Origin of the sequence: Pantoea sp. FN0302, from assembly GCF_050113775.1 — a bacterium.
Lineage (GTDB): Bacteria > Pseudomonadota > Gammaproteobacteria > Enterobacterales > Enterobacteriaceae > Mixta > Mixta alhagi.
Genome location: NZ_JBNJSM010000002.1, coordinates 112,620 through 127,087 on the forward strand (window position 1 = coordinate 112,620; position 14,468 = coordinate 127,087).

15 protein-coding genes are annotated in these 14,468 nt (G+C 49.5%); 10 read left to right on the top strand and 5 right to left on the bottom strand.

The genetic code is table 11. The features are described from left to right. Positions 1-31: 31 nt before the first annotated feature. The 7 genes from ACQE32_RS11160 (at position 32) to cheW (ending at position 6,588) form a co-directional block, all read left to right on the top strand. Positions 32-745 (top strand): RNA polymerase sigma factor FliA, encoded by a 714-nt coding sequence (locus tag ACQE32_RS11160; RefSeq protein WP_426974071.1) that lies wholly within the window; start codon positions 32-34, stop codon positions 743-745. A gap of 487 nt (positions 746-1,232) precedes the next feature. Beyond that, positions 1,233-1,580, top strand: a complete 348-nt coding sequence (gene flhD / locus ACQE32_RS11165) for a flagellar transcriptional regulator FlhD (RefSeq protein WP_426973826.1) — start codon at positions 1,233-1,235, stop codon at positions 1,578-1,580. 14 nt (positions 1,581-1,594) lie between these two features. Next, positions 1,595-2,131 carry a flagellar transcriptional regulator FlhC gene (gene flhC, locus ACQE32_RS11170; protein ID WP_426973827.1) on the top strand — a complete coding sequence of 179 codons (537 nt, stop codon included), beginning with the start codon at positions 1,595-1,597 and terminating at the stop codon, positions 2,129-2,131. Between the two features lie 142 nt (positions 2,132-2,273). Further along, positions 2,274-3,161 (top strand): flagellar motor stator protein MotA, encoded by an 888-nt coding sequence (motA, locus tag ACQE32_RS11175; protein WP_427021786.1) that lies wholly within the window; start codon positions 2,274-2,276, stop codon positions 3,159-3,161. Then, entirely contained in the window at positions 3,158-4,081 is a 924-nt protein-coding gene (gene motB, locus ACQE32_RS11180) for a flagellar motor protein MotB (protein ID WP_426981436.1), read from the top strand. Before motA ends, motB begins: the two co-directional genes overlap by 4 nt. Positions 4,082-4,102: 21 nt before the next feature. After that, on the top strand, positions 4,103-6,073 hold the full coding sequence (gene cheA, locus ACQE32_RS11185) for a chemotaxis protein CheA (RefSeq protein ID WP_427021892.1): 1,971 nt from the start codon (positions 4,103-4,105) through the stop codon (positions 6,071-6,073). Between the two features lie 11 nt (positions 6,074-6,084). Beyond that, positions 6,085-6,588 (top strand): chemotaxis protein CheW, encoded by a 504-nt coding sequence (cheW, locus tag ACQE32_RS11190; protein ID WP_085069041.1) that lies wholly within the window; start codon positions 6,085-6,087, stop codon positions 6,586-6,588. A gap of 81 nt (positions 6,589-6,669) precedes the next feature. Here cheW and ACQE32_RS11195 read toward each other — a convergent pair whose 3' ends face one another. Together ACQE32_RS11195 and ACQE32_RS11200 are read right to left on the bottom strand one after the other, a co-directional pair. Next, the gene (locus tag ACQE32_RS11195) at positions 6,670-6,876 is read right to left on the bottom strand and encodes a hypothetical protein (RefSeq protein WP_427021787.1); all 207 of its coding nucleotides are present in this window, start codon (positions 6,874-6,876) and stop codon (positions 6,670-6,672) included. Between the two features lie 74 nt (positions 6,877-6,950). Then, positions 6,951-8,054 carry a FliC/FljB family flagellin gene (locus ACQE32_RS11200; protein ID WP_426973831.1) on the bottom strand — a complete coding sequence of 368 codons (1,104 nt, stop codon included), beginning with the start codon at positions 8,052-8,054 and terminating at the stop codon, positions 6,951-6,953. A gap of 441 nt (positions 8,055-8,495) precedes the next feature. Here ACQE32_RS11200 and fliD point away from each other — a divergent pair, with 441 nt between their 5' ends. Genes fliD through ACQE32_RS11215 form a run of 3 tightly spaced genes read left to right on the top strand, consistent with a single transcriptional unit; the run spans position 8,496 to position 10,747 of the window. Beyond that, entirely contained in the window at positions 8,496-9,950 is a 1,455-nt protein-coding gene (gene fliD / locus ACQE32_RS11205; RefSeq protein ID WP_426973832.1) for a flagellar filament capping protein FliD, read from the top strand. A 58-nt stretch (positions 9,951-10,008) separates the two neighbouring features. Beyond that, positions 10,009-10,395 (top strand): flagellar export chaperone FliS, encoded by a 387-nt coding sequence (fliS, locus tag ACQE32_RS11210; protein ID WP_426973833.1) that lies wholly within the window; start codon positions 10,009-10,011, stop codon positions 10,393-10,395. Positions 10,396-10,408: 13 nt separating this feature from the next. Then, a complete protein-coding gene (locus ACQE32_RS11215; RefSeq protein WP_426973834.1) occupies positions 10,409-10,747 on the top strand; it encodes a flagellar protein FliT in 339 nt (112 codons plus the stop codon). Positions 10,748-10,800: 53 nt separating this feature from the next. Here ACQE32_RS11215 and ACQE32_RS11220 read toward each other — a convergent pair whose 3' ends face one another. From ACQE32_RS11220 to flhB, 3 genes are read right to left on the bottom strand one after another with little or no spacing between them, the layout of a single operon-like run. Further along, entirely contained in the window at positions 10,801-11,157 is a 357-nt protein-coding gene (locus ACQE32_RS11220) for a flagellar protein FlhE (RefSeq protein WP_427021788.1), read from the bottom strand. Between the two features lie 56 nt (positions 11,158-11,213). Further along, on the bottom strand, positions 11,214-13,322 hold the full coding sequence (gene flhA / locus ACQE32_RS11225) for a flagellar biosynthesis protein FlhA (RefSeq protein ID WP_427021789.1): 2,109 nt from the start codon (positions 13,320-13,322) through the stop codon (positions 11,214-11,216). After that, entirely contained in the window at positions 13,322-14,467 is a 1,146-nt protein-coding gene (gene flhB / locus ACQE32_RS11230; RefSeq protein WP_426973837.1) for a flagellar biosynthesis protein FlhB, read from the bottom strand. Before flhB ends, flhA begins: the two co-directional genes overlap by 1 nt. Position 14,468 lies beyond the last annotated feature (1 nt).

Consider the following 14,468-nt stretch of genomic DNA (forward strand, 5'->3'; position numbering starts at 1 on the left):
CTATACCCGTGGCAGGATGGACAATGTCATTGTGAATGAATTATATACCCCTGAAGGTATGGTAGACAAAAATGCATTATGGAAAAAGTATGCTTTCCTGGTGCGCCATGAAGCGCTAAGGTTGCAGGTGCGTTTACCTACCTCCGTGGAACTGGATGATTTGATTCAGGTGGGCGCAATCGCTCTTCTCAACGCCATCGATCATTTTGATCCTAAAAAAGGCATTGTTTTTAGCACTTACATTACACAGCGTATACGTTGGGCTTTAATAGATGAACTGCGCGAACGTGATTGGGTACCGCGCCGTATTCGCACTAACGCCAGAGAAATTGCCGGGGTGATTCATCGCATTGAGCAAGCCACTGGCAAAGCCGCTAAAGAAGCGGATATTGCGGCTGAGATGAATATAACCCTTAGTGATTACAGGCAGATGCTGGCAGATACTAATGTCAGCCAAATCTGTTCACTTGATGAGCTGCAAGAAGAGCTGGCGGACAGGTTCGAACAACCTGATATACAACATGAAAAGTTTAATCCGCTCAATAAAATCACTCAGCAAAAACTACTTAAAAAGATTGCTGATGAGATTAAGAAACTACCCGAAAGGGAGCAGGTATTGTTGAATCTCTACTACCAACAAGAGTTAAATATGAAAGAAATCGGGAAAATACTTGAAATAACGGAAACACGGGTAAGCCAGTTGCACAGCCAGGCAATAAAAAGAATACGTGCACGCTTGCAATGATGGCTTTGATTGTTAAATTAGATAAGTATTTTAGTGATTTTAATTATCTTCTTTAAGCGAGTGATAACATTCAAATCTCTCATTGTTGCTGATTGGTTTAGACTGATTCGTTAATACGAGAGGCAGATATCTTTATCGCATTGATTGCGTTTAACATTGTCACTATAAATAAATATACATTAAAAAGTTCTTGAAAAAGGTTGATTTATTATATGATAATCGGGATCCAAATAGGAATTGTCTTGAAAGTGCTAATATCAGGGAAATAGCCTGCCGGATGCTAAAGAAGCAGTGACGCTTTTATAGTTATAATTTTAATTTTATTAGTGATATTGGTTTGACTTAGCCTGCTGCGTAGACCATTTATTTACACTGAGATTTGCGCAAAATAGTAAGTGGACATTCCATATTGTTTGGCCTTCCTCTAATGCCGATATTTGAAATATTGGCAGGATTATTTAACACGAAACCAATGTGGAATATAAATATGCATAGCTCCGATACTAACGATCTGCTTCAATCTATACATGATTTGAACCTTACTTATTTAGTCTTGGCGCAAAGGCTTATACGCGAAGATAAGTTCGCTGCAGGATTTCGTCTGGGATTAGACAGTACCATTCTTGATACGCTAAGCGAACTTACCCTGCCGCAACTTATCAAGATGGCTTCAACCAGCCAACTGATATGCCGTTTGCGCGTGGATGATAAAGAGATGATTGACTGCCTGACGAAAGCATCGCGTATTGATGCGCTACAACAAATTCATACTGGAATTATTTTATCAACGGAGTTGCTCAACTCACTTCCCGAGCAAAACCATTCTACTTGCTGACGGAGCTAGCAATCATGAGTGAAAAAAGTATCCTGGACGAAATTAAAGAAGTTCAGATGGCAATGGAGCTTATTACTTTCGGTGCCAGAATGCAGGTGCTGGAAAGTGAGATCAGCCTAAGCCGCAGAAGGCTTTTAAGGCTTTACAAGGAACTGCGCGGATGTCCTCCGCCGAAAGGCATGTTGCCTTTTTCTGCGGAGTGGTTCATGTCGTGGGAGCAGAATATCCACTCATCGATGTTTTATAATATTTACCTCTTTATAAAAAAAATTGAAAATTGTCGCCCTATTGAAGCATTAATCAAAGCATACCGTTTATATCTGGAACAGTGTCCGGTTAAAGCCCCGGAAAAACCGGTACTGGGATTAACCCGGGCATGGACATTATTACGTTTTATTGAGTGTGGCATGATAGGACGTACGGAATGTATTGCCTGTCACGGCGCTTTTGTGATTACCCATGAGCATGCAAAAGATCCTTTTACCTGTAGCTTATGCAGTCCGCCTTCACGTGCGGCGAAAAAATGTGAAGCTTATGATATTGCCGGTTAACCAGCGCGCTGCACTATAACGTTGATGGTAAGAAACCAGGATCGTGAATAACGTATCTGTATATCCAGGTACGTTAACGCCTGAAACGTTAGTCACCATTAATAAATATAAAAAACAGGCGTGTTTATAATAAGGAGACAGCATGCTGGTTATTATTGGTTATGTAGTTGTTTTTGCCACTGTTTTTGGTGGCTTTGTTTTATCTGGCGGACATCTTGGTGCGCTTTATCAACCCACTGAACTGCTCATTATCGGTGGAGCAGGCGTCGGTGCCTTTATTGTGGGTAACAATGGTAAAGCCATTTCTGCCACCATGAGGTCCTTTCCTCTGTTGTTTAAAGGATCTCAATATAATAAAGCCATTTATATGGAATTAATGGCGCTGATGTTTTTATTGCTGTCAAAAGCAAGGCAAAACGGAATGATGGCGCTGGAAAATGATATAGAAGATCCGCAGAACAGCACGCTTTTTTCCAACTATCCGCGTCTTATCGCCGATAAATTACTAATGAATTTTCTGGTGGATTATTTGCGTTTGATGATCAGCGGCAATATGAGTCCGCATGAAGTTGAAGCATTGATGGATGAAGAAATTGAGACCTGTGAGCATGAGCTTGAGGTACCTGCTGGCAGCCTGAACTCGGTGGGTGACGCTTTTCCTGCTTTCGGCATCGTGGCGGCCGTAATGGGGGTAGTTAACGCGCTGGCTGCGGCCGATCGACCCGCCGCTGAGCTGGGCGAACTGATCGCGCACGCCATGGTAGGTACCTTCCTGGGGATTCTGCTGGCGTATGGGTTTATCCTGCCGCTGGCAGCGCTGCTGCGTCAAAAAAGCAGCGAGAAAGTGAAGATGCTGCAATGCATCAAAGTAACGTTGCTTTCCAGCATGAGCGGTTATGCGCCACAGATAGCGATCGAGTTCGGACGTAAAATTCTCTATTCCACTGAACGTCCTACCTTTATTGAGCTTGAAGAGCATGTGCGCCAGGTGAAATCGAATACAGGCAGTGATTCGGGAAGCGTACCATGAGTAAAAATAAGCATCCTGTGATTATCGTCCGCAAGCGGAAAAAGCAGGGCCACGGTCATCATGGAGGCTCATGGAAAATTGCCTACGCCGATTTTATGACGGCGATGATGGCTTTTTTCCTTGTGATGTGGCTGATCACCAGTACTTCTCCGCAGCAGAGACACCAAATTGCAGAATATTTTCAAATGCCCTTAAAGGTTGCGCTCTCACAGGGTAACCAGCCCAGCCTGAGTGAAAGCGTTATACCGGGCGGCGGTAGCGATGTGGTGCATAAGACGGGTGAAGTTAACCGATCCACACCACGCGATAACGCCGATCTGCAACGGTTAAAAAGAGCCCGCGATCGGCTGCAAAACATGATTAAAACCGATCCCCGGCTCAACAACTTTCAATCAAACCTGCGCATGCAGCTCACCGAAAATGGATTGCTCATTCAAATTATTGATAGCCAGGACCGCCCGATGTTTAAGTTGGGCAGCAAAGAACTGGAGGGATATTTAAGGGGCATTTTCGAAACGCTGGTACCGGTTATCAACCAGCTACCCAATCGTATTAGCCTGACGGGACATACTGACTCGCTTCCTTATGCGCATGGCGATACTGGCTACAGCAACTGGGAACTTTCCGCCGATCGCGCAAACGCTTCGCGCCGCGCATTGATAGCCGCCGGCCTGGCGGCCAATAAATTTCTGCGGGTAGTGGGAACGGCAGATTCAATGGTGCTGGACAACACGCAGCCACACAACCCCATCAACCGCCGTATTAGTATTCTGGTTTTAAGCCAGGATAAAGAAAAATCGCTGATCAGGGACGATAGCTTAATCCAGAGTGTTACCGGTCATGAAAATATTGATGCGATAAAAGATGAGTTAAAAATTACGCCGCAAACCAATGAAGATGCCGCCGCGCTTGCGAATTAAATCAGGATAGGGTTGAACAATATGGATGTAAGCGATTTTTATCAGACTTTTTTTGATGAAGCCGATGAGCTGTTAGCTGATATGGAAAAATATCTGCTACAGCTTGATGTCATTTCGCCCGACAAGGAAATGTTAGATGCTATTTTCCGCGCAGCGCATTCCATTAAAGGCGGTGCTGGAACGTTCGGTTTTAAAATATTGCAAGAAACCACCCATTTAATGGAAAACCTTCTGGATGATGCGCGCTGCGGTGTCCTGCGGCTAACCGGCGAAATCATTAATCTGTTTCTGGAGAGCAAGGATATTATGCAAGATCAGCTTGATGCCTATAAATCTTCTCAGGAACCAGACCAAGAAACATTTAACTATATTTGCGAGGCGCTACGGCAAATTGCGCAACAAAGTAAAGATGGCTCGGCAGATCAGGCAACCACGGCCGCAGCAGCGCCGGTAAATGCACCAGCAGAACGCGCTTTCCTGAATATTACCCTGTTAAATGTTAAACAAGATGAGGGGCGTCTGCTGGTTGATGAGCTCTCTAATCTGGGGAAAGTGCTTAGCCAGCAACAGCAAGAAGATCGGCTACAGGTTCAGTTAGAAACCACGTCCAGCGCCGATGAAATCGAGGCTGTGCTCTGCTTTATCGTTGAAGCGGAACAGGTAGCTATTACAGCGGGCAGCGCGCCGGCAGAAACAGACAGCTGCGTAACGTCAGTCGCAGCTGTTGAAAGCCCTCCGGCAGCGGCGAAAAGCGCGCCCGTCAGGCCCGCCGCTCGTGCGCAGGCCGCCGAGTCCAATAGCATTCGCGTTGCGGTAGAAAAGGTTGATCAGATCATTAACCTGGTCGGCGAACTTATTATCACCCAGTCGATGCTGTCACAGCTTTCCGCCACTCTGGAGCCATCAGCAAATGACGTGCTGTTAAACAGCATCGTTCAGCTGGAGCGCAACGCGCGCGATCTACAGGAATCGGTGATGTCCATTCGCATGATGCCGATGGAGTATGTATTTAGCCGCTTCCCACGGCTGGTACATGACTTAGCCGGCAAGTTGGGCAAAGAGGTTGAATTGACGCTGGTAGGCGGGTCCGCCGAACTGGATAAAAGCCTGATTGAACGTATCATCGATCCCCTGACGCATTTGGTTCGTAACAGCCTCGATCACGGTATTGAAAGCCGTGAGGAACGCATCGCGAAAGGCAAATCCCCGATGGGCAACCTGACGCTGTCAGCGGAGCATCAGGGCGGAAATATTGTTATTGAAGTCAGTGATGATGGCGCAGGCCTGAACCGTGAAAAGATCCTTGCGCGTGCGCACGCTCAGGGGATGGCAATTAACGAAAATATCAGTAATGAAGATGTCTGGATGCTGATTTTTGCGGCTGGCTTCTCCACTGCGGAAAAGGTAACCGATGTCTCCGGGCGCGGCGTCGGCATGGATGTGGTGAGACGCAATATTCAGGAAATGGGCGGCCATGTAGAGATTACCTCTGAGCAAAATAAAGGCTCGACGATCCGCATTATTCTGCCGTTAACCCTGGCGATACTTGATGGTATGTCGGTCCGCGTTGCCGATGAAACCTATGTACTGCCGCTTGGCGCTGTTATGGAGTCGCTGAAACTCACCGAAGATTCTCTCTATCGTATGGCAGGCGATGAGCTGATGCTGCAGGTGCGGGGCGAATATATTCCACTCATTACGCTGCACTACATATTTGATATGACAGAGGAGCCTGCCGCGATTAATGACAGCGTTGCGGTGATTTTACAAAGTGCTGGCGTGCGTTACGCCCTGATGGTCGATCAGCTCATTGGCCAGCATCAGGTAGTGGTAAAAAATCTTGAGCTTAACTATCGCAAAGTGCCCGGTATCTCTGCCGCAACCATTTTAGGCGATGGCAGCGTGGCGTTGATTCTTGACGTCGCTGCGCTGGCGAAACTGTGTAAATCCAAGCGCGTCGCGACGAAAGCCGGGCAAGTGCTCCCTGTTTAAGGACAAACAAAATGACAGCTTCCGCAACTGAAAAGAAAACAGCAACCGACAATCACGGCAACGAATACCTGGTCTTTACGCTGGGTAATGAAGAATACGGCATCGAAATATTAAAGGTGCAGGAGATACGTGGCTGCGAACGGGTAACCCGCCTCGCCAATACGCCGGAATTTATTACCGGCGTCACCAACCTGCGCGGCGTGATTGTACCGATCGTTGATTTGCGTATTAAATTCGATTTGGCTGGCACAGAGATTAATGAAAAAACAGTGGTGATTGTATTGAGCCTGGCGCAGCGGGTAGTGGGCATTGTCGTGGATGGCGTTTCTGATGTGCTATCGCTGAATGCTGAAGAGATCAAGCCGGCGCCGGACTTTTCCGTTACGCTCTCCACGGATTATCTGCTGGGCCTGGGCTCAGTGGATGAAAGAATGATTATCCTGGTAGATATCGAGAAATTACTCACCAGCGAAGAGATGGAACTGGTTGAGAAGAGCGTCAACGAGACGCTGTAATTTTTTCTGGGCAGCAGCGGCAACAGATGCGCCGCTGCTGCCCTTTTTTATTTCCGCGTTTTATCCCTCTGTTGTCCCCCTTTATAGTTTTTTCTGGCTCTGGCTCTGGCTCTTTGCCAGCCCGCTTAGCCTGCCATGATGTTGCTGATCTGCTGTTGACGCGATGTTGTCTGCTGCTGACGTGATGCCGTCTGCTGCTGCGTGATGTTGCTTACCTACAGCCGACGCGATGTCGTTTCTACTGCCGACGTGATGGCCGGCTGCAGTCAGGCGGTAAGTCACAGACATAAAAAACGCCCTGCTGATAAAAGCAGGGCGTCAGCTTATTAAGCTAAAGGAGCGTTACGCTCGCCGCGTTAAACTTAGCGCAGCAGGGACAGCACGTTCTGCGGAACCTGGTTAGCCTGGGCCAGCACGGTGGTACCGGCAGACTGCAGGATGTTAGCACGGCTCATGTTGGAAACTTCAGAAGCGAAGTCTGCATCCAGGATACGCGAGCGTGACTCAGACAGGTTGTTTACTGCGCTGTCCAGGTTGCTGATCACTGAAGCAAAACGGTTCTGCGCGGCACCCAGGCTTGAGCGCAGGCTGTCGACCTGTTTCAGGGCCGCATCCACCGTTTCCATCAGCTTGGCGCTCGGATCCTTGACTGCATCGCCTACGGCAAAAGTCGCACTGGTTGTCCCGGTACCGGTAATTGTTGGGGTGAGCTCTACAGCGACTTCAGTCGTCGTGTCGGCTTTAGTGCCTATCGCCCTGATTTTGCCATCACTACCAATATAGATATCACCGGTACCGCCCGTACCGAAGGCCGTCTCTTTCATTTTCTGCAAGTCAGCATCAGTCAGCGTATGCGACTTGGCGGATGTGCCAGTACCGGTGGTAATATCCATACCTTTGGCAGCTTTGGTACCTAAATCAGGACGGTCGGCATAGGCGTTGACGTCGAATTTCGCCATGTTCAGCGTCTCGGAGTTGATCTGCTTCAGGTTCAGGCTAATGGTTTCGCTGTCATTCGCGCCAACCTGAATCGTCAGGCTCTGATCGGTCTTCAGCACTTTTACGCCGTTGAAGTCAGTTTGTTCAGAGATACGGTCGATCTCAGACAGGCGCTGGGTGATTTCGTCCTGAATTGACTGGCGGTCAGAAGCGGAATTGGTGCCGTTGGAAGCCTGTACGGTCAAACGACGAATGTTCTGCAGGTTGTCATTGATTTCGTTCAGCGCGCCTTCTGTGGTCTGAGCCAGAGAAATACCGTCGTTCGCATTACGTGAAGCCTGAGTCAGGCCGGTAATGTTAGAGGTGAAACGGTTACTGATTGCCTGACCTGCCGCGTCATCTTTTGCGCTGTTAATGCGCAGGCCGGAAGAAAGGCGCTGAATAGCAGAACCCAGAGAGTTCTGTGATTTATTCAGGTTATTCTGAGCCATCAAACTCAGGGCGTTAGTATTAATCACCTGTGACATATTGTTCCCTCATATATAGGTTGAGTTCTTTTATTGCAGTTCTCTGCAATTTGTTGATGCGTTAACAAGCGCATATTAAAAATATCGGCCTCAGATAAATTCTCTAAAAAATAAATTCAAAAAAAATGCCTTTTGCGCAAATTTCAGGCAAAGATAAAGATTTGGTAAGAGGAATATTTAAATCCCTGGATTATTTTTTAAATAAACATCAAAGCGTATAAAAGCCAGCAATTCTGGCGGGTTATAGAGGTTTAAAATTTTAAGGTAAGATGTAATAATTAAGGCTTTTATAAGGCGTTAATAATAGAATGTCCGTTGCATAATAACGAAAGCGTTACGCTTATAATGATGGGATTTGAAAATAAAAACTTATCTCCGCGCCGTTTAAACCGATAGCTAAAAGAGAACAGGTTTAAATAATAATCCCTAAAGGAGTAGATAATGCCAACCATGTCTTCCCTCGGTATTGGTTCCGGCCTTGATACGGCCGCCATGCTGGCGCAGATGAAAGTTGCAGAGCAAACCCGTCTGACGCCCTACACCAATTTAAAAAGCGGTTACGAAAACAAAATTTCCGCATGGGGGAAAATCTCCAGCGCGCTCGATGCCTTGCATGGCAGCGTTAAGAAGCTCAGCGGTGAAGCGTTTAATACGCTGAAGGTCAGTGACAACAAGGCCTTTACGGCTACCGCCACGGCGGAGGCCAACGCCGATGCGCATGATGTCACCGTAATGCAGCTGGCGGTTTCCCATAAGCTGCGCACCACGGGTTACGAAGACGCCGCTGAAAACCTGGGTGAAACCACCGGAACAACCCGTACTATTACCATTACGCAAAAAAATGGCAAAGAGCTGAAAGTCAAACTGGCAGATGATGAAACCTCTCTTAACCAGATGGCGAAAGCGATCAATAAGCAAGAGGGCGATGTACGCGCCTCGGTGCAGCGTACCGATGATGGTTATCAGCTGGTGCTCAGTTCACGCACCGCCGGTACCGACGGCGAAATGTCGGTAAGCGTCGAGGGTGACGATACGCTGGGCGCGCTGTTGAATACCCAGGAGGGCGGACGAGAGGCTGAGGACGAGACGAATGGCATGATTGTCGTTTCCAAAGCACAGGATGCACAACTGAAGGTTGATGGCATCACGTACACGCGATCCAGTAATAATATTACCGACATCATCGAAGGCGTTACCCTAAATCTGAAAGCCACCTCTGAAAAGGGAGCGTCGGAGCAGCTCACACTCAGCATAGATAACTCCGCCATCAAAAGTACGCTGCAGGATTTTGTTAAAAACTACAATGCATTGCTAAAGCAAACCACCGCTTCCAGTAAATATGTGCCGAACGACGCCTCTGGCCTGAAAGACGACGAGGTGGCCAAACCCAACAAGGAGAACGGCGCGCTGATGGGCGATGGTACGTTGCGCAGTATGGTGGGTGAACTGCGCGCTGCGGTTAACGGTGTCTATGGCGATAAAAACAGCGACTATAACGCCCTGGCTTCGCTGGGCATCACCTTCGATGCCGGCACGGGTCAGATGACGCTAAGTGAGAAAACGCTGGACGAAGCGATTGCCGATAATCCCGATCAAATTGGCCAGATGTTTAAAGACCATGCCGGAAATCAGGGCCTGGCCTCCACGCTGACTGATATTATTACCAAATATGCCGGTGACGAAGAGAGCAAAACCGACGGCATCATCAAAAACACCACCGATAGCCTTGATGAGCAGGTCAAGCTGGTAAAAGAGCAGATAGATAAAACCCAAAAGCTGATCGATGCGCAGGTAGAGCGCTATCGCGTTCAGTTCCAGAATCTGGACTCGACCATGTCGCAGTTAACTAGCCTGAGTAACCAGCTGATCTCAATGTTATCCAGCCTTAATAAATAATGTGCGCAAACCGCCAAAATAAGCAGGCGTATACCTGCTTATTTTTATGGAGACTAACATGTACGCAAAGCAAGGAACCCAGGCCTACGCGCAGGTCGATCTTCACAGCAAGGTGGCAGGTGCAACGCCGCATCAGTTGATTACTATGCTGTTCGATGGCGCGCACAGCGCCATTGTGCGCGCGCGCCTTTATTTTGAAAACGGCAACATCGCTAAACGCGGTGAAATGATTTCAAAAGCAATTAACATTATTGATAATGGATTACGATCCGCCCTCGATCATGAAAAGGGAAAACAGATCGCAGGCGATCTGGATGCACTTTATCACTATATGTCGCGCACGCTATTACAGGCTAATTTAAATAACGATCCTTCTCAGTTAGCACATGTTGATGAGATATTAACCAATATCGCTGAGGCATGGAAAGAAATCGAACCACGTTGAAAACAGGCAGGCTATGGCTACATTCCTTATTGAAGAACACAATAATATTTATAAAATGAATCAGGCTATGCTGGTTATGGCGCAACAGGGAGAATGGGGTAATTTCGTCACAATGGCGGAGCGCTATATTATTACCCTGCGTGCTGTGCTGGAACAGGTTCCCGATACGCTGTCCAGCGATGAAAAAGAACAATTTTATAATTTTTTAATAACGCTACAAAGTAATGAAGAAGAGATAAACCGGGCACTGGAAGGTCGCATGGCGCTATTAAAAAAAGAGATGTCTTCATTGCATCAAAGTAAAAAGGGTAACAAGGCATATCTTGCACAAGTTATCTCGCCCTTCCGGTAATGCCAGCACATCATTATTGATAATTTTGCCGTCTCCGCGCGCTTACTATCTGACTAACGACCCGCCTGATAATTGATGGTTACCTGATGACTGACCACACGAACGGGCGGCTTCAGCTGCCCGTTCGTGTTAATCACATAGATAAAACATAACGCCTCTCCCGGCGAAAAGGGTAACGGCGTCGCTTTCTGGCCTGTTAACCGATCCAGCAGGATACAGGCCGTCACGCTACAAAGCTTGATCTCCAGCCCTGTCGGCGATGGCGAAAGCAACCTTATGCGCCAGCTAATGCGACGCAGCGCCGCATTAGCGGGTATCGGCACAGCCGGACGCAGCGGCTTTCCCACATAGGTCTGCTTACCCACGCTGAGCAAAGGTCCGGCCGCCGCGCCGCTCCACGAACCATGCATAGCCAAAGCTGGCAGCGATGCAACCGCCAGCAGAAGGGTTAAGACAGATCTTGTCCTCACTTTTTGCCACCAATCACCCAGGTCATGCGTACCGTACAGTTATGGGTCAGCTCAAGGTTAGAAAGCACGGCCAGCTGTGGAAAAACGCGCCGCAGAAAGCGAGATAGCATCAGCCTGAGTGGCTGATTAACCAGCAGGACCAGCGGCGCATCGATCGCTTCCTGCTGCTGAATGGCGCGTTCGGTTTGTGCAATCAGGTTTTCCGCAATGCCGGGCTCAATGGCGCTGCCGTTCTGAATCGCCTGCGTCAGTAAGCGCTCCAGCTCGGTATCCAGCCCAATAACCTGAATCGCCTGATTATTCTGGAACCATTGCTGGGTAATGGCACGGCCAAGTCGAATTCGTACCTGCGCCGTCAGCTCGTCGGCATCATTTTGCCCTGGGGCGAACTCGGCCAGTGTATCGATGATGGTTCGCATATCACGGATAGAGACGCGCTCCGCCAGCAGGTTCTGCAGTACTTTATGAAAGGTGTTCAGCGGCAGCACGGCTGGAATGAAATCTTCCACCAGCTTAGGCATCTCTTTACCGACCTGATCCAACAGCAGCTGCGTTTCCTGGCGGCTGAACAGCTCATCGGTATGCAGACCAATCAGGTGATTAAGGTGCGTGGCGACCACCGAGCTGGGATCAACCACGGTATAGCCCTGAATCGTTGCCTGCTCGCGCAATATCTCATCAATCCATACCGCAGGCAGACCAAACGCGGGTTCCTGGCAAGCTACGCCCGGCAGCTCGCCTTCCGCACAGCCTGGGTCGATCGCCATTGAGCGTTCAGGTTGAATGGTGCCACGGCCAATTTCAACGCCTTTTAACAGAATGCGGTAGTCGCCGGGCGCTAAATCAAGATTATCGCGAATGTGAACCGGCGGCGGCAGAAAGCCCATATCCTGCGCAAATTTCTTGCGGATACCACGAATGCGTGCCAGCAACTGCCCGCTTTGCGCAGTATCCACCAGCGGAATCAGACGATAGCCTACCTCCAGACAGAGTACATCTTCCAGCTGTACGTCCTCCCAGGAAGCCTCTGCCACCTGGGCCGCTTCCGCTTTGCCTTTTGCCGTTTCACGATCCTTGTTGCCTTGCAAAGGCGTACCGCTGAGCGCGGCCTGTTGTTCACGCCCGCGCAGCCACCAGGCGGTGCCGAGTAGAGCAGAGGTAAAAAGTAAAAACACCAGATTAGGCATGCCCGGAATAATACCCAGCAGGCCGATTACGCCGGCGGAGAGCAGCATGACGCGTGGATTCGTCATCAGCTGACTGACCATCTGTTCGCCTACGTCCTGCTCGGTGGCAACCCGCGTCACGATGACGCCAGCAGCGGTAGAGATAATCAACGCGGGGATCTGACCGACCAGCCCGTCGCCAATAGTCAGCAGCGTGTAGGTCTCACCAGCCTGGGCAAATGACATATCGTGTTGCAGCATGCCGATCGTCAGGCCGCCAATGATATTGATGGCCATAATCAGCAGACCGGCAATCGCATCACCGCGCACAAACTTACTGGCACCATCCATAGAACCATAAAAGTCAGATTCCTGGGTCACTTCGTTACGACGGCGTTTTGCTTCATCTTCGCCAATTAACCCGGCATTCAAATCGGCATCAATCGCCATCTGTTTGCCTGGCATGCCGTCCAGCACAAAGCGCGCGCCGACTTCCGCAATACGTCCGGCACCCTTGGTGATGACCATAAAGTTAATAATGATCAGAATGGCGAACACGATTATGCCGATAGCGAAATTACCGCCAACCAGAAAGTGACCAAAAGCTTCGACCACCCGGCCAGCCGCCGCTCCGCCGGTATGACCCTCCAGCAGGATCACACGCGTGGAGGCAATATTCAGTGCCAGCCGCAGCAGCGTTGAAAACAGCAGCACGGTAGGGAAGGCGGAAAATTCCAGTGTTTTCTGTGTAAACATCGCCACCAGCAATATCATCAGCGACAGCACGATATTGAAGGTGAACAACATATCCAGTAAGAACGCCGGCAGCGGCAAAATCATCATAGCCAGAATCAGCATGATCAATACCGGGCCGGCCAGAATTTGCCACTGCGTCTGTTTAAACTGCGGCAAGCGTAGTTTGCTCGCTAAATTTGACATCACTCTTGGCTCTTAGGTTTGAAATCCAGCGCTTCAGGCACCGGAAGATTGACGGGTTTTTTCGGACGTATGCCGCCTGCGTTACGCCAGCGGCGCAGGCCATAAACCCAGGCGAGAACTTCCGCCACTGCGCTATACAGGGTGGTGGGAATCGGCGCATTCAGTTCGCAGTGGCGATACAGCGCACGCGCCAGCGGCGCTGCCTGCAGCATTGGAATATTGTGCTCTTCAGCCACGGCGCGAATACGCATTGCCGTTTCACCTGCGCCTTTAGCGATTAAAACAGGCGCAGCCATCGCGCCCTCTTTGTAACGCAACGCAACGGAGTAGTGCGTGGGGTTATTGATGACCACGTCGGCCGTTGGCAGCTCCGCCATCATGCGGCGCGTTGCCGCAGCACGCTGTAGCTGCTTGATACGCGCTTTAATATGGGGATCGCCTTCATGCTGCTTATGCTCGTCACGTATTTCCTGTCGGCTCATACGCAGCTTTTTCATATTGCTGAAGAGCTGGTAGAAAACGTCATAACCCACCATTGGGATCAGCGCCAGGATCACCATCAGCAGACAGTCCATAATCAACTGGCCAAAATGACGCAGCGCATCGTTCAGCGGCTGATTCATCAGATGAATCAGTTGCTGCTTATGCATAAACAGGTAAAAACCGCAAACGCAGCCGACCAGCGTGACCTTCAGCAAACCCTTTAACAGTTCAGAGACGAACTGCGCGGAAAGCATGCGCTTAAGACCGGAGAGCAGTGAAAGCCGCTTCAGATCCAGCTTAAAAGATTTACCGCCGAGCTGCAGACCACCCAGCAGCATGGGCGTCATTAACCCGGTCAGGAACAGCCCCGGCAGCAGCAGCAGCAGCGCACTTATGGCGAGATCGCCCAGATTGCGCAGATGAAGCCAGAGTTGTGCCGGATCGCGTGCCAGCAGCGCGTCGAATGTCAGCCCGCCTTTTAACAGATGGGTAAGGTGGCCGACCACATTCTCACCGCCTGCCAGCATCAGCGACCATCCCACCAGTAGCATCATCAAAGAGGTCAGCTCTTTGGATCGTGGGATCTGTCCCTCTTCCCGTGCCTTTTGTCGTCTGTGGGGCGTGGGGTCTTCCGTTTTTTCTACATCACTTTCTTCAGACATC